This is a genomic window from Acidovorax sp. GW821-FHT10A04, from assembly GCF_059415825.1.
Map to the genome: position 1 here is coordinate 174,376 of NZ_JBWKNZ010000007.1, position 23,284 is coordinate 197,659.

Sequence of the window (23,284 nt, forward strand, 5' to 3'; positions counted from 1 at the left end):
ACAGGGAATGAAGACGATGGCAACCGAGAACACGGTGGATGGAGGCCGGCGCGCTGCGCTGGCGGTGGTGGCGGGCGGGGCGCTGGCGGCGCTCGCCCCTGGCCTGGCACGGGCCCAGGCGCCCGCCTGGCCCACGCGGCCGGTGCGCATCGTCGTGGCCTACCCGGCGGGTGGCGTGAGCGACGTGGTCGCGCGCCTGCTGGCCGACAAGCTGTCGCCCGTGCTCGGCCAGCCGGTGGTGATCGAGAACAAGGCCGGCGCCAGCGGCAGCATCGGCCTGGATGCCGTGGCCAAGGCCACGGACGGGCACACCCTGGGCTTTGCCGCCATCAGCCCGCTGGCGCTGAACCCGCACCTGGGCGCCTCGCCCTTCGATCCGGCCAAGGACATCGTGCCCGTGGCCACCGTGATGTACTCGCCCGTGCTGCTGCTGGGCACGCCGGCCAGCAGCGCGCGCGATTTTCGCGACCTGCTGGCGCAGGCCAAGGCCAAGCCGGGCAGCATCCGCTGGGCCACCTCGGGCCAGGCCTCGCTGGGCCACATCATGCTCGAGCAGGTCATGTACACCGCGGGCGTGCAGATGACGCACATCCCCTACAAGGGCGGTGGCCAGCAGATGAACGATGCGCTCAGCGGGCAGTTCGAGATCCTGTCCACCAACGCCGGGCCGGCCGTGCTGCAGCACATCAAGGCCGGCAAGCTCAAGGCCCTGGCCGTGGGTGCACCGGACCGGCTCGACACCCTGCCCGACGTGCCCACGCTGGCCGAGCTGGGCCAGGGTGCGGCCAACCTGTCCTCGCTGTTAGGCGTGTTCGCGCCGGCCGCCATGCCGGCGGCCGTGGTGGCGCGACTCAATGCCGAGATCAACAAGGTGCTGGCCCTGCCCGATGTGCGCGCCAAGCTCGACGCCTCCGACAACGTGCCCCTGGGTGGCACGGCGGCCGATTTCGGCAAGCGCATTGCCGCCGAATCCGAGGCCAACCTGCGCATCATCCGTGCGGCGGGCATCAAGGGGCAGTGAGGGGCGGGGCCGCTGGCGGCCCGCCCATGGAAAAGGGGAGCCAGTGGCTCCCCTTTTTGCATGGCGCGGTCGGTGCGCGGTCAGTCGGCGTTCAAACTCTCGGCCCAGGTCAGGGCCTGCAGGTGGGCCCAGTTGACCTGGCGGTTGGACAGGTGCAGGGCCTCGGCCGTGCGTGCGAACACCACCTCGTCGCCGCTCTCGCAGGCCTTGGTCAGCTCCAGGAAGGGGGCGAACACGCCGGTGTTGTGCAGCAGGGCGTCGGTCACGGGCTGGGGCAGGGCCACGGATTCGAGGGCCTTCTCGATGGGCACGTTGAGCATGGTGTCCAGCAGCGAGAACACGCCCACCACGAAGGCGTTGTCGCATTCCTCGGGCGGCAGCAGTTCGGTGGCCAGCAGTTCCATCAGGCGGCCGCGCACCACGGCGGTCTGGCCCACGGCCGGCGGCGAGCCGTCGGCGCGCGAGGTGGTCATGAGCAGGGCCGCCCAGCGGAACAGCTTCTTGAGGCCCAGGATCATCACCGCATGGCGGAACGAGGTGATCTCGCACGACAGGCCGAAGCCCGAGGAGTTGATGAAGCGCAGCAGGTTGAAGGACAGCGTCGGGTCCTTCTTGAGCAGGTCTTCGATCTCGGCCGTGCTGGCCTGTTTGCGCACCAGGTTGATGAGCTGGATGATGGTGGCCTGCGAGGGCCGGATGGTGGTGGCCTTGACCAGAGAGGGCTTGGCGAACCAGAAGCCCTGGAACAGCTTCACGCCCAGGTCGGACATCATCTTGAACTGCTCGGGCGTCTCCACCTTTTCGGCCACCAGCGTGGCCTTGGCGTAGTTGCCGGCAAACTTCACCAGGGGCGCCGCCAGCTCGGGCTTGAAGGCCTGCATGTCGAGCTTGATGTAGGCTGCCAGCGGCATCCAGTTGGCATAGGCGCGGCGCAGGGCATTCTGGTTGAACGCCAGGCGAAAGCCGCGGGTGCGCAGCGACTCGAGCACGGGCACGCGGCCGTCGATCTCTTCCTGGGTGGCGCTGTCGGGCAGCGGGGGCACTTCGAGCACCACCTTTTCGGGGTGGATCAGCTCCAGGTGGCCGCCGGCCAGACTGTCGTGCGTGCAGTTGATGAAGACGGTCTTCTTGCCCACCAGGGCTTCGGTGCCCGCATAGGACAGCGCATTGAACAGCAGCGCCGCATCGCTGGCGGCGGTGTGCGAAGCACTGGCGGTGGAGCGGTCGAACAGCTCGTAGCCGTACACGGCGCGGTGCTGGTCCACGATGGGCTGGCGCGCAATGATGGCCAGGTTGCTGTCTTCGACGTTCTCCTGGGTCGGGTCGACTTCGGAGGCGGCTTGTTCAGGGGTGGTCGACATGGCGCTTGGATAGGGATAGGCAATGGGGGCTATTGGATGGATTCTAGACCTGCTCCCGCAATCCTTCTGTATGCAAATTGCACGCCATGCCCCAATGGGGGTCAATCCTCGGTCAGCTGGTCGGCCCAGGCCAGCGCCTGCAGGTGGGCCAGATTGATCTGCTGGCTGGACAGGTGCAGGGTGCCGGCGGCGCGGTGGAACACGGCGTCGTCGCTGGATTCGCAGGCCTCGGCCAGGTTCAGCAGGTCCCCGAGGAAGCCCTCGCGGCGCAGCAGCGCGGCTGCGGAGGCCTCGGGCACGTTGAGCAGGCCGATGGCCGATTCCATGGGGATGGAAAGCATCACGTCCAGCAGCGAGAAGATGCCCACGACGAAGGCCTGGTCGGCCTCGTCGGGCGGCAGGGTCTCCAGCGCCAGCAGCTCCATCAGGCGCCCGCGCACCACGGCGGTCTGGCCCACGGAGGAGGGTGCACCGCTGGTGCGCGAGGCCGTGAGCAGCAGGGCGGCCCAGCGGAAGAGCTTCTTCAGGCCCATGAGCATCACCGCCTGGCGGAAGGAGGTGATCTCCCGGTTCATGCCGAAGCCGGCCGAATTGATCAGGCGCATGAGGTTGAAGGCCAGGCCCGCATCCTTCTTGAGCACTTCCTCGATCTCGTCGGTGCTGGCCTGCTGGCGCACCAGGTTGATCAACTGGATGATGCTGCTTTGCGCCGGCGTGAGCAGCTTGGCCTCGACCAGGGCCGGGCGGGCGAACCAGTAGCCCTGGAACAGCTGCACGCCCTGGGTGGAGACCATGTCGTACTGCTGGGCGGTTTCCACCTTCTCTGCGATGAGCTCCGCCTGGGAATGGCGTCCGGCATAGCTGATCAGCACCGCCAGCTGGTCGGCCGCCAGCACCGACAGGTCGAGCTTGATGTAGTCGGCCAGCGGCAGCCAGGGCGCATAGGTCGACTGCAGCACCGTGTGGTTGAACGCCAGGTGAAAGCCGCGGTCGCGCAGGCCGGTGAGGATGGGCAGGCGCGCCTGCACCTCGTCGGCCGCCGCATGGCCCAGGGGCGGGATCTCCAGCACCACCTTGTCAGGGTCCAGCAGTTCCAGGTGGCCCCCCGAGAGGCTTTCGTGCGTGCAGTTCACGAAGATCAGCTTCTTGCCCACGAGTTCTTCGGTGCCCGCATGCGAGAGGGCGTTGAAGATCAGGATCACGTCGCTGGCCGCCGTGTGCGAGGCTTCGGTGCGCGAGCGGTTGAACAGCTCGTAGCCGACCACGATCTGCTGGCCATTGACGATGGCCTGGCGCGCGATCATTGCCACGGACGACTGGCCAGAGGCTGTGCTGGCAGGGTAGGTTCTTCCATTGGCAGGATGGGTGGACATGGATCGTGGATACGTTGGCTGGACATGGGGGATGAAAGGGCGCGAGGCATTGTAGGGAAGATCGTGGACACGTTCAGCCCTGCTGGAGCCATGCGAGCTCGGTGTCGGTGAATCCGGCTGCGCGGCGCGCGCTGTCGTTGAAGGGCGGCTTCAGGCGCGGCGCCTCGTACTGGCGCACCAGCGTGCCGTAGTGGGTTTCCGGCTCCAGGCCTTCGCGCATGCACAGCCAGCGGTACCAGTGGTTGCCGATGGCCACGTGCCCGACCTCGTCGCGCAGGATGGTGTCGAGGATCCCCACGGCGGCCAGCGCATCGGGGGTGCCCACCTGGCGCAGCTTGCGCTGGATCTGCGGCGTGGCGTCGAGCCCGCGCGCCTCCAGCGTGCGCGGCACCAGGGCCATGCGCGCCACGATGTCGTGCTGGGTCTTCTCGCACATGGTCCACAGCCCCTGGTGGGCGGGGAAGTCGCCGTAGTCGTGGCCATTGGCGCGCAGATGCTCGCGCAGCAGGCCGAAGTGGGTGGCCTCCTCGGCGGCCACGCGCAGCCAGTCCAGGTAGTAGGCGCCCGGCATGCCGTCGAAGCGCCAGATCGCGTCGAGCGCCAGGTTGATGGCATTGAACTCGATATGGGCAATGGCGTGCAGCAGGATGGCCCGGCCTTCGGGCGTGGCCGGTGAGCGGCGCGCCACCTCGGTGTGGCGCAGCAGCAGCGGACGCTCGGGCCGGCCGGGCAGGGCGCTGGGATCCAGGGGGGGCTGGGGGGCTTTTTCTGCTATTGAAAGATGAGCGGCCTGCGCTTGCAGGCTGAGCGACTGCGCCGCTTTTTGTTCAGGGTCTGCAAGGCACAAGACCTGCAGTGCACGTTGGCGAAGCTCCATCCTTACAATTCTAGGCCCTGCCATCTGCAACGCTGCAAACGCTTTGTAACCATTGGCAGGCCCCGATGCGCGCAATATTTTCTTTCTGTCTGGAGTCTGCGGTATGGCGATTTACGAACTCGATGGTGCGATTCCCCAGGTGGCCGCTTCGGCCTGGGTGGCCGATAGCGCCCAGGTCATGGGCAACGTGGTGCTGGGTGAGGATGCGAGCGTCTGGTTCGGCACCGTGGTGCGCGGCGATACGGAGAGCATCACCATCGGTGCTGGCTCCAACATCCAGGACGCCAGCGTGCTGCACGCCGACATCGGCAAGCCGCTGGTGGTGGGCGAGCGCGTGACGGTGGGCCACCAGGTCATGCTGCACGGCTGCACCATCGGCGACGAGTCGCTGATCGGCATCGGCGCCATCGTGCTCAATGGCGCCAGGATCGGCAAGCACTGCCTGGTGGGGGCCGGCGCCCTGGTGACCGAGGGCAAGGAGTTTCCCGATGGCTCCATGATCATCGGCAGCCCCGCCAAGGCGGTGCGCGAACTGACCCCCGAGCAGATCGAGGGCCTGCGCCAGAGCGCGCAGCACTACATCGACAATGCGCGCCGCTTCCAGAGCGGCCTGCACCGGATCGGCTGATGCTGATTGGCCTTCAACCGTATAACGTCGTTGGGGACCCTTGCCGTGCTACAGCACTGTCTGCGGCTCCCCGCCTGGTTATCCGATCGAATGCCAATCCGCATAGGAGCACGTCTCCACCGATCCTTGTATTTAACTGGAACCCTGATTAGTGTCTGAACTCCACAAATTCCTTTTCGATGGCCTGCCCGTGCGCGGCATGCTGGTGCGCCTGACCGACGCCTGGACCGACATCCTGCGCCGGCGCGCAGGCAATTCCGCCACCGGCGCCTACGCTGCCCCCGTCACCGAGCTGCTCGGCGAGATGGCGGCCGCCGGTGTGCTGATGCAGTCGAACATCAAGTTCAATGGCGCGCTGATCCTGCAGGTGTTCGGCGATGGACCGGTGAAGCTGGCCGTGGCCGAAGTGCAATCCGACCTCTCCCTGCGCGCCACCGCCACCGTCACCAGCGAGGTGCCTGGCAATGCGCGCCTGAGCCAGATGGTCAACGTGACCGGTGGCGGCCGCTGCGCCATCACGCTGGACCCCAAGAACCGCCATCCCGGCCAGCAGCCCTACCAGGGCGTGGTGCCGCTGCACGGTGACCACCACGAGAAGCTCGACCGCCTGTCGGACGTGCTGCAGCACTACATGCTGCAGTCCGAGCAGCTCGACACCGTGCTGGTGCTGGGGGCCAATGACAAGGTGGCCGCGGGCCTGCTGATCCAGCGCATGCCCATCAAGGGCGAGGGCAACCTGGCCGCAGGCCTCACGCACCGCGAGAACGAGGACCAGATCGGCCACAACGAGGACTACAACCGCATCGCCCACCTGGCCGCCAGCCTGACGCGGGAGGAACTGCTGAGCCTGGACGTGGACACCATCCTGCGCCGCCTGTTCTGGGAGGAAAAGCTGGTGCGCTTCACGCCCCAGGAGGGTGAGACGGGCCCGCGCTTTGCCTGCACCTGCAGCCGCGAGCGCGTGGGCAACATGCTGCGCAACCTGGGCGCGGCCGAGTCCGAGAGCATCCTGGCCGAGCGCGGCGAGATCGAGGTGGGCTGCGAGTTCTGTGGCCAGCAGTACCGCTTCGATGCGGTGGATGCGGCGCAGATCTTCGTGGAGCCGGCCATCATCCAGCCGCCGGCCCCCACGGGCATGCAGTAACGGCCTGCCCACGCGCTCCCTGCGAGATCGCCATACCGGTTACCGGGGGCGATCGTCTGACCATCGTTGACAATCGCGGCCGCCGCGCGCCGCCCTGCGGGTCTACCATGAAGGTCTGTACCAAAGGTCTGTCATGGGGTTTCTTAGTCGCGTCATGGGCCTTTCGGCCCGCAACAGGGGAGTGCCACCGCTCGCGCTGTACGAGAGCTCGCTCGCGCAGGACTCACGGCGCGCCGACACGGTGCTCGCCGTGCTCGACCTGGACGCCGCCATCAACGCCCATGAGCGCTGGAAAGAGCGCTTGATGGACTACCTCGAAGGCCGCTCCGCCAAGGGGCTGGACCCGGCCATGGTGCGCCGCACCGACCAGGATGCCCTGGGCCGCTGGCTGCACGGCGTGGGCGCAGAACTGCTGGGCGACCGCCCGGCCTTCTCCCTGCTGGTGGCGCGCCACCAGTACTTCCACGAACAGGCCGCCAGCATCGTCGAGCTGGCGCAGCAGGGTGAATGGCCTCGCGTGGTGCAGGTGCTCAATGGCGGCTACCGCCACGGCTCCAGCCAGGTGGTGCTGCTGCTCAAGGAGCTCAAGCGCGGCCTGGCGCAGGAGGCCGGGTCAGCGCAGTGAACAGCCGGTGTTCGCACACCGGGTCGCTGCATTTCTCGCACCCATAGGCGCGCAGGCGGGCCGCACGGGCCTCGCTGTGTGCCACAGTCTGTCCGTCAACGGCCTGGTGCCCGCCCAGCAAGGGGCCCAGGGCGCGCATGGCGCTGGCCAGGCGGGCTGGCCCCTGGCCGTACACCACGCGGTAGGCGATGGCCTGGGCGTCGAGCGTGGCGCGCAGGCGCGCATCCATCGCCTGCCGGCGCTCCCGTTCCGCAGCCGGGCAGGGCAGGTCCAGACCCATCAGCAGCGTGAGCGCGGCGCCCTGGTGCGCTTGCAATGCGGCAGCCAGGTGCATGCCGTGGTCCGCTGCCAGGGCATCCACCAGGGTGGAGTGGGCGATTGAAAGGGGCGATGGCGCTGCGCGCAGGTGCGGTGCCAGGGCCTCGGCCAGTGCCTGGGTGCCGGTGCCCGGTGCACCCAGCAGCACGATGGGGGATGTCACGGGGTGGGGTGCCCGCTCAGCGCGGTGTGAACTGCACGTAGATTTCGTTGGGCCGCACCATGCCCAGCTCGCTGCGCGCCTTTTCCTCGACCATGTCCAGGCCCTCCTTGAGGTCGTGCACCTCGGAGGTCAGGCGCTCATTGGCCTGCTGGGCCTGGACATTGGCGGCCTTCTGCACGTCGATCTGGCGCTGCATGGCGTTCACGCGCGGCAGGCTGCCCCGCCCCAGCCACAGCTGGGCGTGCACGGCCGCCAGCAGGGCCAGCAGCACGACGGGAACGAGGCGGTTGACCATGGTCCGCTAGCTTAGCAGCCGGACGCCATCGGGAATGCACCACTCCTGGACAGGAGCGGGTGGTTCGCAACCGCGCAGACCGGCATGCTGCAGCCTGGCCTCAGCGCAGGTTGTAGAAGGCAGCGCGGCCGGGGTAGTGCGCGATGTCGCCCAGGTCTTCCTCGATGCGCAGCAGCTGGTTGTACTTGGCGATGCGGTCCGAGCGCGACAGCGAGCCGGTCTTGATCTGGCCGGCGTTGGTGCCCACGGCGATGTCGGCGATGGTGCTGTCCTCGGTTTCGCCCGAGCGGTGCGAGATCACGGCGGTGTAGCCGGCGCGCTTGGCCATCTCGATGGCGGCGAAGGTTTCGGTCAGCGTGCCGATCTGGTTGATCTTGATCAGGATCGAGTTGGCGATCTGCTTGTCGATGCCTTCCTTGAGGATCTTGGTGTTGGTCACGAACAGGTCGTCGCCCACCAGCTGCACGTTCTTGCCCAGGCGCTCGGTCAGGATCTTCCAGCCGTCCCAATCGCCTTCGTGCATGCCGTCTTCGATGCTGATGATGGGGTACTTGTCGCACCACGAGGCCAGCATGTCGGTCCACTGCGTGGCCGTCAGCTTCAGGCCGCCTTCGCCTTCGAGCACGTAGTGGCCGTCCTTGTAGAACTCGCTGGCTGCGCAATCGAGGCCCAGGGCGATCTGCTCGCCTGCGGTGTAGCCGGCGGCTTCGATGGCCTGCAGGATCAGCACGATGGCCGCTTCATGGTTCTCGACGCTGGGGGCAAAGCCGCCTTCGTCGCCCACGGCGGTGCTGATGCCCTTGTCGTGCAGGATCTTCTTCAGGGCGTGGAACACCTCGGCGCCCCAGCGCAGGGCTTCACGGAAGGTGGGGGCGCCCACGGGGATGATCATGAACTCCTGCAGGTCCAGGCTGTTGTTGGCGTGCGCGCCGCCGTTGATCACGTTCATCATGGGCACGGGCAGCTGCATGCTGCCCATGCCGCCGAGGTAGCGGTACAGCGGCAGGCCGGACTCTTCGGCTGCGGCGCGGGCCACGGCCATGGAGACGGCCAGCAGGGCGTTGGCGCCCAGGCGGCCCTTGTTGTCGGTGCCGTCGAGGTCGATCAGGGTCTTGTCCAGGAAGGCCTGCTCGGAGGCATCCAGGCCCAGCACGGCTTCGGAGATCTCGGTGTTGATGTGCTCCACCGCCTTGAGCACGCCCTTGCCCAGGTAGCGCCCCTTGTCGCCGTCGCGCAGCTCGATGGCTTCGCGGCTGCCGGTGGACGCGCCCGACGGCACGGCCGCACGGCCCATCACGCCCGACTCCAGCAGCACGTCGCATTCGACGGTGGGGTTGCCGCGGCTGTCCAGCACTTCGCGGCCTACGATGTCAACAATGGCACTCATGATCTTCCTTGAGGGTTTTTGAAATTCATCCGGACGGGCAGGGAGGAGGGGCAAACCACCTGCGGTGCCTGGCGCCGCCGCGCGTCGGTCACGATTCTATGCTACCGATTTGATAGTAATTGAGGGTCCTAGGTACGAATCGGGTACGGAATCAGAAGGTGTGAATGGACCCGGCGTGTCCGAGCAGGCCGCCAAAACGTGTGCGATCTAGGCGCAAAGCACAGCCATAGCTCGGGCTATGGCGAGCATTTGCAACGACGAGCGCGCGTGTTTTGGCGGCATGAGCGGGCATGGCGGGTTCGTTCGCACCTTCTCAGACGCCTTCCACGCAGACCATGCGCATGATCGCAGCGCCTTCGCGCGCGGCCTTGGCCTTCTGGTACTCAGGGGTGTCGTAGAAGGCGCGGGCCGCCTCGAAGCTCGGAAACTTGAGGATCACGGTGCGGCCGGGGTTCCAGTCGCCTTCCAGCACCTCGACCTTGCCGCCGCGCACGCACACCTCGGCACCATGGGCCTGCATGGCGATGGTGCTCCACTTGCGGTATTCCTCGTACTGCGTGGGGTTGGTGACGGTGACGGATGCGATGACGTAACCACTGCTCATGTCTCAGGCTCCAAAGTTGTTTTCGAGGAATCCGTTCTTCTTGGTGATGCCGTCCAGGGCCACCAGCGTCTCCAGCAGCGCCTTCATGTGCTTGAGCGGCACGGCGTTGGGGCCGTCGGACAGCGCATTGGCCGGGTCCGGGTGGGTTTCCATGAACAGGCCGGCCACGCCCACGGCCACGGCCGCACGCGCCAGCACCGGCACCATCTCGCGCTGGCCGCCGCTGCTGGTGCCGTTGCCGCCGGGCAGCTGCACCGAGTGCGTGGCATCGAACACCACCGGGGCATTCGTCTCGCGCATGATGGACAGGCTGCGCATGTCCGAGACCAGGTTGTTGTAGCCGAAGCTCGCACCTCGCTCGCAGGCCATGAAGCTGTCCTCGGGCAGGCCGGCCTCACGGGCGGCAGCGCGGGCCTTGTCGATCACGTTCTTCATGTCGTGCGGCGCGAGGAACTGGCCCTTCTTGATGTTCACCGGCTTGCCCGACTGCGCCACGGCGCGGATGAAGTCGGTCTGGCGGCACAGGAAGGCGGGTGTCTGCAGCACGTCGACCACCTTGGCGGCCTCGGTGATGTCGTCCTCGGTGTGCACGTCGGTGAGCACCGGCACACCCAGGTCCTTGCGGATCTTGGCCAGGATTTCGAGGCCCTTCTCGCGCCCCGGGCCGCGAAAGCTCGTGCCCGAGGAGCGGTTGGCCTTGTCGAAGCTGCTCTTGAAGATGAACGGGATGCCCAGGGCGCCCGTGATCTCCTTGAGCTGCCCGGCCACGTCCATCTGCAGTTGCTCGGACTCGATCACGCAGGGGCCTGCGATGAGGAAGAAGCGGTGTTCCAGGCCGACGTCGAAGCCGCAGAGTTTCATGGCAGGGTCTCTTCTTTTTGAGGGTTGCTGGCGCTGGGGGTCAGGCCGCCTTGGCGGGCTGCTGTTGCAGGCCCTTCTGGTGTTCCACCGCCGCCTTGATGAAGGCGTTGAACAGCGGGTGGCCGTTCCAGGGCGTGGACTTGAACTCGGGGTGGAACTGCACGCCGATGAACCAGGGGTGCACGCTCTTGGGCAGCTCGACGATCTCGGTGAGCTGCTCGCGCTGCGTCAGTGCCGAGATCACCAGGCCCGCCTTGCGCAGCTGGTCCAGGTAGTTCACGTTGGCTTCGTAGCGGTGGCGGTGGCGCTCGGTCACGATGTTGCCGTAGATCTCGTGCGCCAGGGTGCCGGCCGAGACGTCCGAGCTCTGCGCGCCCAGGCGCATGGTGCCGCCCAGGTCGGAGTTCTCGTCGCGCTGCTTGATGGTGCCGTCGGCGTCCTTCCACTCGGTGATCAGGGCGATCACGGGGTGGGGCGTGGCGGGCTCGAATTCGGTGCTGTTGGCATTCTTGAGGCCGGCCACGTGGCGCGCGTACTCGATGGTGGCGACCTGCATCCCCAGGCAGATGCCCAGGTAGGGCACGTGCTGCTCGCGGGCAAAGCGCGCGGTGCTGATCTTGCCTTCCACGCCGCGCGCGCCGAAGCCGCCGGGCACCAGGATGGCGTCGTACTTGGCGAGCTTCTCGGCCGCATCGCCGGCGTTGATGGTCTCGGAGTCCACGTGCTCGATCTTCACGCGCACATGGTTCTTCATGCCGGCGTGGCGCAGCGCCTCGTTCACCGACTTGTAGCTGTCCGACAGGTCCACGTACTTGCCGACCATGGCGATGGTCACCTCACCCTGCGGGTGCTCGGTTTCGTAGACCAGCTGGTCCCAGCGCTTGAGGCTCGTGGGCGGGGTGTTCAGGCGCAGCTTGTCGCAGATCAGGCCATCGAGGCCCTGCTCGTGCAGCATGCGCGGCACCTTGTAGATGGTGTCCACGTCCCACATGCTGATCACGCCCCATTCGGGCACGTTGGTGAACAGCGAGATCTTGGCGCGTTCGTCCTCCGGCATGCGGCGGTCGGCCCGGCACAGCAGCGCGTCGGGCTGGATACCGATCTTGCGCAGTTCCTGCACGGTGTGCTGGGTGGGCTTGGTCTTGAGCTCGCCGGCCGCGGCGATCCACGGCACATAGGTCAGGTGCACGAAGGCGGCGTTGTTCGGGCCGAGCTTGAGGCTCAGCTGGCGCACGGCTTCGAGGAAGGGCAGGGACTCGATGTCGCCCACGGTGCCGCCGACTTCCACGATCGCCACGTCCACCGCATCGTCGGTGCCGACACCGGCGCCGCGCTTGATGTATTCCTGGATTTCGTTGGTGACGTGCGGGATCACCTGCACCGTCTTGCCCAGGTAATCGCCCCTGCGTTCCTTCTCCAGCACGCTCTGGTAGATGCGGCCGGTGGTGAAGTTGTTGGTCTTTTTCATGCGCGTTTCGATGAAACGCTCATAGTGACCCAGGTCGAGATCGGTTTCGGCGCCATCGTCCGTGACGAACACTTCGCCATGCTGGAACGGTGACATGGTGCCCGGGTCCACGTTGATGTACGGGTCGAGCTTGATGAGGGTGACTTTGAGGCCCCGCGATTCGAGGATCGCGGCAAGGGAGGCTGAGGCGATTCCCTTGCCCAGGGAAGACACCACACCGCCGGTGACGAAGACAAATTTGGTCATGTCTTTTTTGGTGGTGGGAAATTGGGATTATAGATGCCCGCCCGGCCTGGGCCCCGTCCATGGTCTTTTCACGGGGCCCGCTGCAGTGCCATCGGGCTGCCCGCAGGCGCTTGCGGCCCCGTCTGCTAAATTCGCGCCCATGAATGAGCTTGCTGGCAAACACATTGTTCTGGGACTGAGCGGGGGCGTGGCCTGCTACAAGGCGGCCGACCTGTGCCGCCAGCTCATCAAGGAGGGCGCCACCGTGCAGGTGGTGATGACCGAGGCGGCCGCGCAGTTCATCACGCCGGTGACCATGCAGGCCCTGTCGGGGCGGCCGGTCTACGGCTCGCAGTGGGATGCGCGCGAGCCCAACAACATGCCCCACATCAACCTCAGCCGCGGGGCCGACGCCATCCTGATCGCGCCCTGCAGCGCCGATTTCATCGCGCGGCTGGTGCAGGGCCGCTCCGACGAGCTGCTGAGCCTGCTGTGCCTGGCCCGCCCCATGGACAGTGTGCCGCTGCTGCTGGCCCCGGCCATGAACCGCGAGATGTGGGCCCACCCCGCGACCCAGCGCAACCTGGCACAGGTCGCGAAGGACGGCGCCCGCGTGCTCGGAGTGGGCAATGGCGACCAGGCCTGCGGCGAGACCGGCGACGGCCGCATGCTCGAACCCCTGGAACTGCTCGACGAACTGATCGCCTTCTTCGCGCCCAAGCCACTGGCCGGGCGCAAGGTGCTGATCACGGCCGGGCCGACCTTCGAGGCCATCGACCCGGTGCGCGGCATCACCAACCTGTCGAGCGGCAAGATGGGCTTTGCCATCGCCCGCGCCGCCCGCGAGGCCGGTGCCGAGGTGACCGTGGTGGCCGGGCCCGTGCACCTGCCCACGCCACGTGGCGTGCAGCGCGTCAATGTGCAGTCGGCCCAGCAGATGCTGGCGGCGGTGATGGCGCTGGCGCCCACCTCGTCCGTCTTCGTTGCCACGGCGGCCGTGGCTGACTGGCGCCCGGCCACGCAGGCCTGTGAAAAGATCAAGAAGGATGGCTCGGGCCAGACCCCTACCCTGGCCTTCGTCGAGAACCCCGACATCCTGGCTACCGTGGCCCAGTTGCCCCAGGCGCTGTCGGGCGAGCTCTACTGCGTGGGCTTTGCGGCGGAAAGCCACGACCTGCTGGCCCATGCCACGGCCAAGCGCCTGCGCAAGAAAATCCCGCTGCTGGTGGGCAATATCGGGCCCGCCACCTTCGGCCAGGACGACAATGCCTTGCTGCTGGTGGACGAACATGGCCACCGCGAACTGCCCCTGGCTTCCAAGCGCTCCCTGGCGCAGGGCCTGGTGGCCGAGGTGGCGGCGCGGCTGCCCGCGCCGCGCGGTTGACGGTTTTCAGCCCATTTCCTTGACCCCTGCGGGGAGGCCTTATGACGATGCACTCGATCAAGCCCGAATGGGACACCCCGCCCAATGGCGACTTTGCCAGCTATGTGGAGCGCCTGAGCGCTGCGCAGGCGCTGCAGTCGGGGCGTGCACAGGCGGCCCATTCCGCGCAGGTGACGCAGTCCGGTGGCGTGGCCCCCGGGTCCGCGCAGGCCGCGGCCCGCCAGGGAACAGGCAGCGCCAGCCCGGTGCCGCTGGCGGTGGCCCTGCCGCCCGATCTGCTGAAGGTGGTGGCTCCTTTCGTCGGCATGGTGCGCATTGCCCGCACCCTGCTGGCCGTGATCGCCGCGGTGCATGCGCTCACGCTGCTGATGGCGGGGCAGGGCTCCTGGTTCGTCTTGGCGGTGATGGCCGGCCTGTGGTGGTTCATGGGGATTGTGATCAATGCCGCGTCGGCGGGCACCGTGGTGGTGCCGCCTGCGGCTGTGAAGGAGCGCCAGCGGCAAGGGGCCCAGCAGCGCAAGACAGGAAACAAGAAGTGAAGATTGACGTCAAGATTCTCGACCCGCGCATGGCGGACCAATTGCCCGCCTACGCCACGCCCGGCAGTGCGGGGCTCGACCTCAGGGCCTGCCTGGACGCGCCGCTGACCCTCGAACCCAATGCCTGGCAGCTGGTGCCCACGGGCATTTCCATCTACCTCAAGGACCCCGGCTACGCCGCGCTGATCCTGCCGCGCTCGGGCCTGGGGCACAAGCACGGCATCGTGCTGGGCAACCTGGTGGGCCTGATCGACAGCGATTACCAGGGCCAGCTCATGGTGAGCGCCTGGAACCGCAGCAGCACGGCCTTCACACTCGAGCCCATGGAGCGGCTGGCGCAACTGGTCATCGTGCCCGTGGTGCAGGCGCAGTTCAATGTGGTCACGGAATTTCCCGCGTCCGAACGCGGCGAAGGGGGCTATGGCTCCACCGGCAAGGGCTGATTTGTAATCTGCGGCACAAACGCTTACGGGCGCCCGCGTGGCGTTCCTATCCTGTAGGTGAGGACTGACGCCACCGGGGTGCGCGGCCTGACGCGCCCATCCGCTGCCGGATGGCGTGGCGGGTGACTCCCCGGTGCTTCAATCTCTCCATTGCCTGGCGGTGAACGCTGCGGACCCGCAGCGATCTGCCTGGCGAGATTCATTCCAGGAGATCTGCCATGACCAAGACCCGTATCGCCACGCTGACCGGCTCCCTCATCCTCATCGGGAGCCTTGCCGCCTGCGGTGCCCCACCGCGCTCCGAGGAGTACTACGCTGGCGGCGGCTACCGTACAGCGGCGCCCGTCTACTCGTCGTCCAACCCGGTTCCGACCGAATTCGGCCGCGTGGCCAATATCGAGACGACGCAGACCCAGGGCTCGGGCCGCACCTCGGGTGCCGGTGCCGTGATCGGTGCCGTGGTCGGCGGTGTGCTGGGCAACGCCGTGGGTGGTGGCACAGGCCGCGTGGCCGCTACGGCCGTGGGTGTGCTGGGCGGTGCCGTGGCCGGCAACGCCGTGGAACGCCACAACAACAGCGGCGAGTACATCGGCTACCGCGTCTCGATCCAGCTGGACCAGGGCGGCTACCGTGCCTATGACGTGCCCTCGCCAGGTGATCTGCGCATCGGCGACCGCGTGCGCGTCTACGATGGCCAGATCCAGCGCATCTAAGCCTTTTTCCATGCAAAACGGGCTCTTCGGAGGGCCCGTTTTCTTTGGGAGGTGATCAGTGCAGCAGGTCGTTTCCGGGGGCCTGCGGCTGGACGCGGAAGAAGCCCGTGCCCGCGGTGCCCTGGCCAATCTCGTCCTCGGTCGCCTCACGCACCGACTGCACCTGCAGCTGCAGGCGCAGCGCAATGCCGGCCAGCGGGTGGTTGCCGTCCAGCACCACATGCTCCGGGTAGATTTCGGCCACCGTGTACAGAACGTCGCGCGGCGCGTCGGGGTTCACACCCTCAGGCAGGGCTGCGCCGTCGAAGGTCATGCCTTCCTCGATTTCCGGGGGGAACAGCGAGCGGGGCTCCAGGAACAGCAATTGGTCGTTGAAGTCGCCGAAGGCATCTTCGGGTTCCAGGTGCAGCGCCACCGAGGCCCCGGCACTGTGGCCCTGCAGGGCCTCCTCGATACGGGGCAGGAGGTCATCGCCCCCCACCAGGAACTCCACCGGCTCGTCGAGCACGTCGAGTTCCTCGCCAAGGGTGTCCTTCAGGATCCAGGTCAAAGCGACCACGCATTGTTCGGTAATTTCCATAGGAGAATTGTCGCAGTTTGACCAACTGCCCTGCAAAGGGCCGCACAGTACCCATGGACGCCCACCAACCCCTGACCCTTCTGGGCGGACTCACCCCTGCCCAGTTCATGCGCCGCCACTGGCACAAGAAGCCTCTCCTTGTGCGCCAGGCGATACCGGGCTTCGAGGCGCCGGTGCAGCGTGCCGCGCTGTTCGACCTGGCCGGGCAGGAGGGGGTGGAGTCGCGCCTGGTGCAGCAGCTGCGGGGCGCCTGGAAGCTGCGCCAGGGGCCGTTCACGCGCCGCGCGCTGCCCTCGCTCAAGCAGCCCGACTGGACGCTGCTGGTGCAGGGCGTGGACCTGCACGATGGCGGCGTGCACGCGCTGATGCAGCAGTTCCGCTTCGTGCCCGAGGCGCGCCTGGACGACCTCATGATCAGCTACGCCAGTGACGGCGGCGGCGTGGGCCCGCACTTCGACAGCTACGACGTGTTCCTGCTGCAGGCCCAGGGCCGGCGGCGCTGGCGCATCGGCCGCCAGAAGGACCTCGCACTCAAGGAGGGCATCCCCCTCAAGGTGCTGGCCGAGTTCGAGCCCGAAGAGGAGTTCGTGCTCGAGCCGGGCGACATGCTCTACCTGCCGCCGCGCTATGCGCACGATGGCGTGGCCGAGGGCGAGTGCATGACCTACTCCATCGGCTTTCGCGCGCCGGCGCGGGCCGAGCTCGCCAACGAGCTGCTCGTGCGCCTGACCGATGAGGGGGAGGAAGGCGACGTCCCGGTGCTTTACCGCGACCCCCGCCAGGAGGCCGTGGAGCAGCCCGCGGCCATCCCGGCCAGCCTGCAGGACTTTGCGCGCGAGGCGCTGGCGAAGGCCCTGGCCGAGCCTCTGGCGCTGGAGCGCGCGCTGGGCGAGTACCTGACCGAGCCCAAGCCCAATGTCTGGTTCGACCCCGACGAATCCGGCGCCATGATCGAGGGCGTGGTGCTGGACCGCCGCACCCGCATGATGTATGACGCGCAGCATGTGTTCATCAACGGCGAAAGCTACCGTGCCGCCGGCCGCGACGCCACGCTGATGCGGCGTCTGGCCGACCAGCGGCGCCTGTCCGAGCGGGAGCTGGCGCGCGCCAGCGACGATGCGCTGGAACTGATATCGTCCTGGTGCGATGCAGGATGGGCCCATTCCGATACCGAGGAACCGCAGGAGGATTGACCGTGACGCAGGATTCGAGCACCCCACCGTCTGTCGTTTTGCCAAGCGAGCTGCCTTCGGGCCGGTTTGCCAGCCGCGAGACCTTCATTCAACTGGTGCGCGATGCGCTGGCCACGGCGGCGCGCGAGGGCTGGGGAGAAATCGTGGTCAGCGACGCGAATTTCCACGACTGGCCGCTGGGCGAGCGTGCGGTGGCCGAATCGCTGCAGGCCTGGGCAAAGACGGGCCGGCGCTTCACCATGCTGGCCGGCTCCTACGACGACGTGATCCGCCGCCACGCGCGCTTTGTGCGCTGGCGTGGCACCTGGGACCACATCATCACCTGCCGGCGCGCCGGATCGGCCGATCCGCTCGACATTCCCAGTGTGTTATGGTCGCCGCAATGGGTGATGCACCGGCTGGACCCCGAGCGCTGCGTGGGCGTCACGGGCACGGAGCCCGATCGCCGTGTGCTGGTGCGTGAAACGCTCAACGACTGGCTGCACGGAAAAAGTGCACCGGGCTTCCCGGCCTCCACCCTGGGCTTGTAGGACAAGCACCCGACTTGGTGTTTCCAGGCCTTGCACCATGTGAAGGCATGGTAAACCTTGCATCGGTGTTAGTCAGTATTGACTAAATGCCAATATAATCGGCCGCTGCGCCGAAATGGTGCTACTCAAGTGCACTGTGCCAATGCGCAAGGGCTTTTCAGGAGCCGGGCGCCGTGGCTTTTCAAGATTCTGTCTGTCCAACTAGGAAAAATCCAATGAAGAACTCTCTCGTTCTGGCCGCCCTGATCGCTGCTGCTGCCCTCGCTGCTTGCGGCAAGAAGGAAGAACCCGCTCCTGCACCAGCACCCGCACCCGTGGTTGCCCCTGCTCCAGCCGCTTCCGAGCCAGCTCCAGCACCTGCCGCTTCCGACGCAGCTCCTGCCGCTTCGGACGCAGCCGCTGCTGCCAACGCTGCCGCCACGGCCGCTACCGCTGCTGCCAGCGCTGCTTCGAACTAAGCACGCCTGAACCCTGCCCGCGCCCCGGCGCCGGCCTTTGGTTCGGAAGCCCGCCCTCGACAGAGTGCGGGTTTTTTTTCGCCCGCCCGCAGGGCACTCGGCCAGACGGACAGTGCTCAGAAGAGCGATGTGGGCAGGGGTGGTGGCGACAGGGGGCCGCTGGGAGCGGGCTGCTCGCCCACCGTCAGCCAGCCCGTCCCGTGGGCCTGGTCGGCCACGGCGATCAGCTCTGGCGCCCATTGCAGCGCGCCCGCCAGTGCCTGGCGGGCCAGCTCGGGCGTGTTGTTGCGTGCGCTCAGGTGGGCCGCCACCACCCATTTGAGGCCGTCGTGCCGCACCGCCTGCACGATGGCGGCCGTGGCCTGGTTGGCCAGGTGGCCGTAGGCGCCCCCCACGCGGCGCTTGAGGAAGGCCGGGTAGGCCGAGGCGGCCAGCAGGTCCGGGCAGTGGTTGGCCTCGATGAACAGGGCGTGGCAGCCCGCCACCTGCTGCAGCACATGGGGCGTGGCATGGCCCAGGTCGGTGAGCAGGGCCAGGTCGTGGGCGCCGTCGGTGCAGCGCAGCTGCAGGGGTTCGCGCGCATCGTGCGGCACCGTGAACGGCCGAAACGACAGGGGGCCGAGCTCGATCCCCTGCATGTCCTGCGCCACCTGCAGCAAGCCATCGAAATCCGGCGCACCGATGGCCATGTGCGTGCCCTGGCTCATCCACACCGGGATGCGGTGGCGCAGGGCCAGCAGGTGCGCGCAGCCGATGTGGTCCGAGTGCTCGTGGGTGATGAACAGGCCGTCGATCTGCGCGATCTGCAGGCCGGCTGCCGCCAGGCGGGTCTCGAGCTGGCGCGGGCCGATGCCGCAGTCAACCAGCAGGCGGCGCGTGTGCAGGCCGTCGCTGGCCTCCACCACCGTCGCATTGCCGGCGCTGCCGCTGGCGAGGTTCTTCAAACGCAGCATGGTCTCAAATGCATTGCGCCTGGGCCCCACCCCGTGGGGTGGCGTCCAGGCGCAACAAGGGGGTCAGGTCTCGGTGGGGCTTACTTGAGCTCGTCCGCGATCACGCGCACGATGCGCTCGGCGTTGGCCGAGGATTCGGGCGAGCCGCCTTCGTTGAGCACCGACACGGTGGTCGACTCACCCTGGCTGCGCACCACGATGCGGTACTTGAGCGGCGGCACGGCGGCCGGCGAGCGGCTGAACAGCTTGCCGAAGAAGCCGGCCTCCTTCTTGTCGGCATTGGGGGCCACGTAGCGCACGAAGTACACACCGTCATTGCGGTTGCGGTCTTCCACGGTGAAGCCGGTGCGGTCCAGCGCCACGCCGACACGGCGCCAGGCGCGGTCGAAGCCTTCGTTGATCTGCACCACGGGCACGTTGTTCACCGTGGTCACGTTCGCCGACTGGGCCACTGGCGCGGCGGCGGCCACGACGGCCTTGGACTGCTCCTGGCTCACGCCCAGCCTGACCATCAGGCGGCGCAGGAATTCGGTCTCCAGCTCGGGGTCGGCCGCGCGGGGCTGCCAGACGGTCTGGTCCTTGGTGGTGTTGCTGTAGACCTCGACCATGCCGCGGTGCGTGATGTAGACCTCGGTGCCGCCGGCGGCATTGCGCTCCAGGCGGGTGCGGAAGCGGTCACGTTCGCCCGTGGAATACAGCGAGTCGATCACCTTGCCCAGCGTGGAGCGGATCAGGTCCTGCGGCAGCTTGGCGCGGTTCTCGGCCCAGTCGGTTTCCATGATGCCCAGGTTGGCCTGGTCCAGGTCCAGCGTGAAGCCGTTCTCCAGCCAGAAGTCGCGCACGGGCTCCCACAGCTTGTCGGCGGGGCGGTCTATCACCAGCCAGCGCTTGTTGCCTTCGCGCTGGATGCGCACGTCACCCAGCTGCGCAGCGGCCGCATTGGCCGTGCCCGAGGGTTGGGCGGCCTGGCTGGCCTGCAGGGCTGCGGCCGACACGGCACCGCCCGGCACGTTGTAGCGGGAGTCGCGCGAGAGCTGCGTGAGGTCCGGAGGCACCTCCAGCGTGGAGCCCTTGGCAGCGCTCTTGTAGTCGATCTTGTCGCCTTCGAGGGCGGAGCAGGCGGACAGTGCCAGGGCAAGGGCCAGCAGGCCCGCTCGGGTAGTAACAGCGTTCACGCGAAATTCCTTGGAGTGTCAGGGTTCGGGCGCAGCCCGGGTTAGATCAGGCTGGCGGAGCGCAGGGCCGCCTCGACCACGGCTTCATTGGCCGGGCTCAGCGGGGTCATGGGCAGGCGCAGTGTGCCACCGCACAGGCCCATGCGGGCCACGGCCCACTTCACGGGAATGGGGTTGGCTTCGACGAAGAGCTGCTTGTGCACGGGCATCAGCTGGAACTGGATTTCCATGGCGCGCTGGACATTGCCCGAGGTGGCGGCCACGCACAGCTCATGCATCAGGCGCGGGGCCACGTTGGCCGTCACGCTCACGTTGCCATGGCCGCCGCACAGCATCAGGGCCACGGCGGTCGGGTCGTCGCCCGAGTAGATGCCGAAGCCCTTGGGGGCTTCGCGGATCAGCCACTGCGCGCGTTCGATGTTGCCCGTGGCTTCCTTGATGCCGATGATGCCGGGCACCTGGGCCAGGCGCAGCACGGTGTCGTGCTGCATGTCGGCCACGGAGCGGCCGGGCACGTTGTACAGGATGGTGGGCAGGTCGCCCACGGCCTCGGCGATGGCCTTGAAATGCTGGTACTGGCCCTCTTGCGTGGGCTTGTTGTAGTAGGGCACGACCTGCAGCTGCGTGTCGGCGCCGACCTTCTTGGCGAAGCGGGCCAGCTCGATGGCCTCGGCCGTGGAGTTGGCGCCGCAGCCGGCCATGATGGGCACGCGCTTGGCCGCCTGCTCCACCGACACGCGGATGATCTCGCAGTGTTCCTCGACGTTCACCGTGGGGGATTCGCCCGTGGTGCCCACGACGCCGATGCAGTCGGTGCCTTCGGCGATGTGCCAGTCGATCAGTTTGCGCAGCGCTGGATAGTCGACGCTACCGTCCTCATGCAAGGGGGTGACGAGGGCGACGATGCTGCCAGTGAGTGGCACTAAGGAAGATGTCATGTCCGCAGTGGTGAACGGGATAAAAGAGCATTCTAACTAGCCGGACCGGCCAGCAGATGTCTTGAGGGTGCCCCGGCGTGCGCAAGTTCCCGGATGGCCGTGATGCGCTGCACGAAACGCGCAGGTTCTTCGAGGAAGCCGTCCTCGTAGGCCACGGTGCGCAGCCCGCTGAAGGCCGCCAGCAATTCGCCCGGTTGCAGCAGGAATTCGGGCCGCGCAGGGCGGCCTACCGTTTCGTTACCGTGTGCAAAGGTTTCGTAGACCAGTACGCCGCCCGGCGCCAGGCTGGCCAGCAGGGTCGGAAACAGCGGTCGCCAGAGGTAGTTGGTGACCACCACGGCGCCGAACTGCCGCCCGGAAAAGGGCCAGGGGCCGTTTTCGATGTCGGCGCAGACCATTTCGCCGAGCGGGGCTCCTGCGGCCACCGCCTCGGGGGAGCGGTCCACCCCCACCACCGCATGGCCCAGGCGGTGCAGCCAGCGCAGGTGGCGGCCGGCGCCGCAGGCCACGTCGAGCACGGTGCTCTGGGGTGCGATCAGGGCCGACCAGCGGCGCACCCAGTCCGAGGGGTTGTCAGATCCATGCATGAGAAATCAAAAGCAGTTCCACACCTGGTCGGCCAGCATCACCATGAATTCGGGCACGGTGTACAGGCCGAACACCGCCAGGCAGGCCAGGACGGCCGCCGCCCAGGCCAGCACCCGCCACACCAGCGGCAGGGCCGGGGGGCGGTCAGGTGGGTGGTCGGGCGCGGGGTGCATGGTCAGGCCTGGAAAAAGGGGTTGCCAGCGATCATGCCGGCACGGGCGCCGCACGCTGGATAGGGCTTTCCTTGACGGGGAGGTTCACCAGCGCGGCGAAGATACCCAGCGCGATGGAGATGTACCAGACGATGTCGTAGCTGCCCGTGGCATCGTACAGGTAGCCGCCCAGCCACACCCCCAGGAAGCTGCCGATCTGGTGGCTGAAGAACACGAAGCCGCCCAGCATGGACAGATGCTGCACGCCGAAGATCTGGGCAATCGTGGCATTCGTCGGCGGGATGGTGGACAGCCACAGCGTGCCCATCACGGCCGAGAAGACATAGACCGAGGCCGGCGACAGTGGCACCACCAGGAAGATGGCGATGGCCACGGCCCGCGCAAAGTAGATGAAGGCCAGGATGAAGCGCTTTTGCAGGCGCTGGCCCAGGGTGCCGGCAATGTAGGTGCCGAACACGTTGAACAGGCCGATCAGCGCCAGCGCATAGCTCGCCACCTGGGGCGACAGGCCATGGTCCTTGAGGTAGCTGGGCATGTGCACGCCGATGAACACCACCTGGAAACCGCAGACGAAGTAGCCGGCCATCAGCAGCGTGAAGCTGGGGTAGCGGAAGGCCTCGAACAGCGCCTGGGCAATGGTCTGGTCGCGCTTGACCGGGGCCGTACCCTTGAAGCCCGGCTCGCGCAGGCCGAAGGCCAGGGGCACGATGAGCAGCACCGCCAGCGACAGGGTCAGCAGCGCCTGCTGCCAGCCGAAGCTGGCGATCAGCCAGCCCTCCATGGGCACCATGAGGAACTGGCCGAAGGAGCCGGCCGCCGCGGCCACGCCCATGGCCCAGGAGCGTTTTTCGGGCGCGATCTGGCGGCCCAGCACTCCGTAGATCACTGCATAGGTGGTGCCCGCCTGGGCGGCGCCGATCAGCACGCCCGTGGTCAGCGCGAACAGCAGCGGCGTGGGCGACAGGGCCATGCCCGCCAGGCCCGCGGCGTAGAGGGCGGCGCCGGCCAGCAGCACGCGGAAGGCGCCGAAGCGGTCGGCCGCCATGCCGGCAAAGATGCCGATCAGGCCCCAGGAGAGGTTCTGGATGGCGATGGCCAGGGCAAAGGACTGGCGCGTCCAGCCCATTTCCTGGGTGATGGGCAGCAGCCACAGGCCAAAGCCGTGGCGGATGCCCATGGACAGGGTCACGATGGCCGCGCCGCACGCGAGCACCTGGAACATGGACAGTTTCGGAGGATGCATAGACATGCGCAGAATGTAGCCAGA

The 23,284-nt window shown here is 67.4% G+C and carries 27 protein-coding genes; 11 read left to right on the plus strand and 16 right to left on the minus strand.

What is annotated here, in order from left to right; all coding sequences use genetic code 11:
- Positions 1-7 precede the first annotated feature (7 nt).
- The gene (locus tag AC07PF_RS16645) at positions 8-1,021 is read left to right on the plus strand and encodes a Bug family tripartite tricarboxylate transporter substrate binding protein (protein ID WP_494612603.1); all 1,014 of its coding nucleotides are present in this window, start codon (positions 8-10) and stop codon (positions 1,019-1,021) included.
- An 80-nt stretch (positions 1,022-1,101) separates the two neighbouring features.
- Here AC07PF_RS16645 and AC07PF_RS16650 read toward each other — a convergent pair whose 3' ends face one another.
- The 3 genes from AC07PF_RS16650 to AC07PF_RS16660 all read right to left on the minus strand — a co-directional run bounded on the left by AC07PF_RS16650 (position 1,102) and on the right by AC07PF_RS16660 (position 4,632).
- The gene (locus AC07PF_RS16650) at positions 1,102-2,382 is read right to left on the minus strand and encodes an EAL and HDOD domain-containing protein (RefSeq protein ID WP_494612604.1); all 1,281 of its coding nucleotides are present in this window, start codon (positions 2,380-2,382) and stop codon (positions 1,102-1,104) included.
- A gap of 101 nt (positions 2,383-2,483) precedes the next feature.
- Positions 2,484-3,755, minus strand: coding sequence for an EAL and HDOD domain-containing protein (locus AC07PF_RS16655; RefSeq protein ID WP_007859905.1), 1,272 nt, complete (start codon positions 3,753-3,755; stop codon positions 2,484-2,486).
- A 73-nt stretch (positions 3,756-3,828) separates the two neighbouring features.
- Positions 3,829-4,632: a ferritin-like domain-containing protein gene (locus tag AC07PF_RS16660; protein ID WP_494612605.1), complete on the minus strand. Its 804-nt coding sequence runs from the start codon at positions 4,630-4,632 to the stop codon at positions 3,829-3,831.
- A 103-nt stretch (positions 4,633-4,735) separates the two neighbouring features.
- Here AC07PF_RS16660 and AC07PF_RS16665 point away from each other — a divergent pair, with 103 nt between their 5' ends.
- From AC07PF_RS16665 to AC07PF_RS16675, 3 genes are all read left to right on the plus strand, one after another.
- Positions 4,736-5,260 carry a gamma carbonic anhydrase family protein gene (locus AC07PF_RS16665; RefSeq protein WP_007859909.1) on the plus strand — a complete coding sequence of 175 codons (525 nt, stop codon included), beginning with the start codon at positions 4,736-4,738 and terminating at the stop codon, positions 5,258-5,260.
- A 151-nt stretch (positions 5,261-5,411) separates the two neighbouring features.
- A complete protein-coding gene (gene hslO / locus AC07PF_RS16670) occupies positions 5,412-6,404 on the plus strand; it encodes an Hsp33 family molecular chaperone HslO (protein ID WP_494612606.1) in 993 nt (330 codons plus the stop codon).
- Positions 6,405-6,585: 181 nt separating this feature from the next.
- Positions 6,586-7,029 (plus strand): CZB domain-containing protein, encoded by a 444-nt coding sequence (locus tag AC07PF_RS16675; protein ID WP_238541918.1) that lies wholly within the window; start codon positions 6,586-6,588, stop codon positions 7,027-7,029.
- On the opposite strand, the gene AC07PF_RS16680 is transcribed toward AC07PF_RS16675, so the two are convergent.
- The 6 genes from AC07PF_RS16680 to pyrG all read right to left on the minus strand — a co-directional run bounded on the left by AC07PF_RS16680 (position 6,989) and on the right by pyrG (position 12,371).
- Positions 6,989-7,510 carry a hypothetical protein gene (locus AC07PF_RS16680; RefSeq protein WP_145696945.1) on the minus strand — a complete coding sequence of 174 codons (522 nt, stop codon included), beginning with the start codon at positions 7,508-7,510 and terminating at the stop codon, positions 6,989-6,991. The two genes, AC07PF_RS16675 and AC07PF_RS16680, sit on opposite strands and share 41 nt — an antisense overlap.
- 16 nt (positions 7,511-7,526) lie before the next feature.
- Positions 7,527-7,805, minus strand: a complete 279-nt coding sequence (locus AC07PF_RS16685) for a septum formation initiator family protein (protein ID WP_145696946.1) — start codon at positions 7,803-7,805, stop codon at positions 7,527-7,529.
- A 100-nt stretch (positions 7,806-7,905) separates the two neighbouring features.
- Positions 7,906-9,192 carry a phosphopyruvate hydratase gene (gene eno / locus AC07PF_RS16690; protein ID WP_494612607.1) on the minus strand — a complete coding sequence of 429 codons (1,287 nt, stop codon included), beginning with the start codon at positions 9,190-9,192 and terminating at the stop codon, positions 7,906-7,908.
- 313 nt (positions 9,193-9,505) lie between these two features.
- Positions 9,506-9,796, minus strand: a complete 291-nt coding sequence (locus AC07PF_RS16695) for a DUF1330 domain-containing protein (protein ID WP_007859228.1) — start codon at positions 9,794-9,796, stop codon at positions 9,506-9,508.
- Between the two features lie 3 nt (positions 9,797-9,799).
- Positions 9,800-10,657, minus strand: coding sequence for a 3-deoxy-8-phosphooctulonate synthase (kdsA, locus tag AC07PF_RS16700; protein WP_145696947.1), 858 nt, complete (start codon positions 10,655-10,657; stop codon positions 9,800-9,802).
- A 40-nt stretch (positions 10,658-10,697) separates the two neighbouring features.
- Positions 10,698-12,371: a CTP synthase gene (gene pyrG, locus AC07PF_RS16705; protein WP_007859226.1), complete on the minus strand. Its 1,674-nt coding sequence runs from the start codon at positions 12,369-12,371 to the stop codon at positions 10,698-10,700.
- 139 nt (positions 12,372-12,510) lie between these two features.
- On the opposite strand from pyrG, the gene coaBC reads away from it, so the two are divergent.
- From coaBC to AC07PF_RS16725, 4 genes are all read left to right on the plus strand, one after another.
- A complete protein-coding gene (gene coaBC / locus AC07PF_RS16710; RefSeq protein ID WP_494612608.1) occupies positions 12,511-13,734 on the plus strand; it encodes a bifunctional phosphopantothenoylcysteine decarboxylase/phosphopantothenate--cysteine ligase CoaBC in 1,224 nt (407 codons plus the stop codon).
- Positions 13,735-13,775: 41 nt separating this feature from the next.
- Positions 13,776-14,273: a hypothetical protein gene (locus AC07PF_RS16715; protein WP_494612609.1), complete on the plus strand. Its 498-nt coding sequence runs from the start codon at positions 13,776-13,778 to the stop codon at positions 14,271-14,273.
- Complete coding sequence (gene dut / locus AC07PF_RS16720; RefSeq protein ID WP_007859220.1) at positions 14,270-14,716, plus strand: dUTP diphosphatase; 447 nt, start codon at positions 14,270-14,272, stop codon at positions 14,714-14,716. Before AC07PF_RS16715 ends, dut begins: the two co-directional genes overlap by 4 nt.
- Before the next feature lie 218 nt (positions 14,717-14,934).
- Positions 14,935-15,429 carry an outer membrane lipoprotein gene (locus AC07PF_RS16725; RefSeq protein WP_007859218.1) on the plus strand — a complete coding sequence of 165 codons (495 nt, stop codon included), beginning with the start codon at positions 14,935-14,937 and terminating at the stop codon, positions 15,427-15,429.
- Positions 15,430-15,484: 55 nt separating this feature from the next.
- Here the strand turns inward: AC07PF_RS16725 and AC07PF_RS16730 are convergent, their stop codons facing one another.
- A complete protein-coding gene (locus AC07PF_RS16730) occupies positions 15,485-16,009 on the minus strand; it encodes an FKBP-type peptidyl-prolyl cis-trans isomerase (protein ID WP_494612610.1) in 525 nt (174 codons plus the stop codon).
- A 53-nt stretch (positions 16,010-16,062) separates the two neighbouring features.
- Here AC07PF_RS16730 and AC07PF_RS16735 point away from each other — a divergent pair, with 53 nt between their 5' ends.
- From AC07PF_RS16735 to AC07PF_RS16745, 3 genes are all read left to right on the plus strand, one after another.
- The gene (locus AC07PF_RS16735) at positions 16,063-17,202 is read left to right on the plus strand and encodes a cupin domain-containing protein (RefSeq protein WP_007859215.1); all 1,140 of its coding nucleotides are present in this window, start codon (positions 16,063-16,065) and stop codon (positions 17,200-17,202) included.
- Positions 17,203-17,204: 2 nt separating this feature from the next.
- Positions 17,205-17,732 (plus strand): hypothetical protein, encoded by a 528-nt coding sequence (locus tag AC07PF_RS16740; RefSeq protein ID WP_007859213.1) that lies wholly within the window; start codon positions 17,205-17,207, stop codon positions 17,730-17,732.
- 215 nt (positions 17,733-17,947) lie between these two features.
- Complete coding sequence (locus tag AC07PF_RS16745; protein ID WP_081497403.1) at positions 17,948-18,190, plus strand: hypothetical protein; 243 nt, start codon at positions 17,948-17,950, stop codon at positions 18,188-18,190.
- 116 nt (positions 18,191-18,306) lie between these two features.
- On the opposite strand, the gene AC07PF_RS16750 is transcribed toward AC07PF_RS16745, so the two are convergent.
- From AC07PF_RS16750 to AC07PF_RS16775, 6 genes are all read right to left on the minus strand, one after another.
- The gene (locus tag AC07PF_RS16750; RefSeq protein ID WP_007859211.1) at positions 18,307-19,143 is read right to left on the minus strand and encodes an MBL fold metallo-hydrolase; all 837 of its coding nucleotides are present in this window, start codon (positions 19,141-19,143) and stop codon (positions 18,307-18,309) included.
- A gap of 80 nt (positions 19,144-19,223) precedes the next feature.
- Positions 19,224-20,318 (minus strand): NlpB/DapX family lipoprotein, encoded by a 1,095-nt coding sequence (gene bamC, locus AC07PF_RS16755; protein WP_007859210.1) that lies wholly within the window; start codon positions 20,316-20,318, stop codon positions 19,224-19,226.
- Positions 20,319-20,359: 41 nt separating this feature from the next.
- On the minus strand, positions 20,360-21,256 hold the full coding sequence (dapA, locus tag AC07PF_RS16760; protein WP_007859208.1) for a 4-hydroxy-tetrahydrodipicolinate synthase: 897 nt from the start codon (positions 21,254-21,256) through the stop codon (positions 20,360-20,362).
- Between the two features lie 32 nt (positions 21,257-21,288).
- Complete coding sequence (locus AC07PF_RS16765) at positions 21,289-21,843, minus strand: class I SAM-dependent methyltransferase (RefSeq protein WP_494612611.1); 555 nt, start codon at positions 21,841-21,843, stop codon at positions 21,289-21,291.
- A gap of 6 nt (positions 21,844-21,849) precedes the next feature.
- On the minus strand, positions 21,850-22,017 hold the full coding sequence (locus AC07PF_RS16770) for a hypothetical protein (RefSeq protein WP_186457914.1): 168 nt from the start codon (positions 22,015-22,017) through the stop codon (positions 21,850-21,852).
- A gap of 31 nt (positions 22,018-22,048) precedes the next feature.
- On the minus strand, positions 22,049-23,266 hold the full coding sequence (locus AC07PF_RS16775; RefSeq protein WP_145696951.1) for an MFS transporter: 1,218 nt from the start codon (positions 23,264-23,266) through the stop codon (positions 22,049-22,051).
- Positions 23,267-23,284: the final 18 nt, after the last annotated feature.

What these genes read in the sequence shown, in the direction of transcription:
- AC07PF_RS16715 (WP_494612609.1), top strand. Translation starts at nt 13,776, where the DNA reads ATGACGATGCACTCGATCAAGCCCGAATGGGACACCCCGCCCAATGGC.
- AC07PF_RS16735 (WP_007859215.1), top strand. Translation starts at nt 16,063, where the DNA reads ATGGACGCCCACCAACCCCTGACCCTTCTGGGCGGACTCACCCCTGCC.
- pyrG (WP_007859226.1), bottom strand. Translation starts at nt 12,371, where the DNA reads ATGACCAAATTTGTCTTCGTCACCGGCGGTGTGGTGTCTTCCCTGGGC.
- AC07PF_RS16765 (WP_494612611.1), bottom strand. Translation starts at nt 21,843, where the DNA reads ATGCATGGATCTGACAACCCCTCGGACTGGGTGCGCCGCTGGTCGGCC.
- AC07PF_RS16660 (WP_494612605.1), bottom strand. Translation starts at nt 4,632, where the DNA reads ATGGAGCTTCGCCAACGTGCACTGCAGGTCTTGTGCCTTGCAGACCCT.
- AC07PF_RS16650 (WP_494612604.1), bottom strand. Translation starts at nt 2,382, where the DNA reads ATGTCGACCACCCCTGAACAAGCCGCCTCCGAAGTCGACCCGACCCAG.
- AC07PF_RS16730 (WP_494612610.1), bottom strand. Translation starts at nt 16,009, where the DNA reads ATGGAAATTACCGAACAATGCGTGGTCGCTTTGACCTGGATCCTGAAG.
- kdsA (WP_145696947.1), bottom strand. Translation starts at nt 10,657, where the DNA reads ATGAAACTCTGCGGCTTCGACGTCGGCCTGGAACACCGCTTCTTCCTC.
- AC07PF_RS16770 (WP_186457914.1), bottom strand. Translation starts at nt 22,017, where the DNA reads ATGCACCCCGCGCCCGACCACCCACCTGACCGCCCCCCGGCCCTGCCG.
- AC07PF_RS16750 (WP_007859211.1), bottom strand. Translation starts at nt 19,143, where the DNA reads ATGCTGCGTTTGAAGAACCTCGCCAGCGGCAGCGCCGGCAATGCGACG.
- AC07PF_RS16745 (WP_081497403.1), top strand. Translation starts at nt 17,948, where the DNA reads ATGAAGAACTCTCTCGTTCTGGCCGCCCTGATCGCTGCTGCTGCCCTC.
- coaBC (WP_494612608.1), top strand. Translation starts at nt 12,511, where the DNA reads ATGAATGAGCTTGCTGGCAAACACATTGTTCTGGGACTGAGCGGGGGC.
- AC07PF_RS16685 (WP_145696946.1), bottom strand. Translation starts at nt 7,805, where the DNA reads ATGGTCAACCGCCTCGTTCCCGTCGTGCTGCTGGCCCTGCTGGCGGCC.
- AC07PF_RS16695 (WP_007859228.1), bottom strand. Translation starts at nt 9,796, where the DNA reads ATGAGCAGTGGTTACGTCATCGCATCCGTCACCGTCACCAACCCCACG.
- AC07PF_RS16655 (WP_007859905.1), bottom strand. Translation starts at nt 3,755, where the DNA reads ATGTCCACCCATCCTGCCAATGGAAGAACCTACCCTGCCAGCACAGCC.
- AC07PF_RS16775 (WP_145696951.1), bottom strand. Translation starts at nt 23,266, where the DNA reads ATGTCTATGCATCCTCCGAAACTGTCCATGTTCCAGGTGCTCGCGTGC.
- AC07PF_RS16645 (WP_494612603.1), top strand. Translation starts at nt 8, where the DNA reads ATGAAGACGATGGCAACCGAGAACACGGTGGATGGAGGCCGGCGCGCT.
- AC07PF_RS16725 (WP_007859218.1), top strand. Translation starts at nt 14,935, where the DNA reads ATGACCAAGACCCGTATCGCCACGCTGACCGGCTCCCTCATCCTCATC.
- eno (WP_494612607.1), bottom strand. Translation starts at nt 9,192, where the DNA reads ATGAGTGCCATTGTTGACATCGTAGGCCGCGAAGTGCTGGACAGCCGC.
- AC07PF_RS16665 (WP_007859909.1), top strand. Translation starts at nt 4,736, where the DNA reads ATGGCGATTTACGAACTCGATGGTGCGATTCCCCAGGTGGCCGCTTCG.
- dapA (WP_007859208.1), bottom strand. Translation starts at nt 21,256, where the DNA reads ATGACATCTTCCTTAGTGCCACTCACTGGCAGCATCGTCGCCCTCGTC.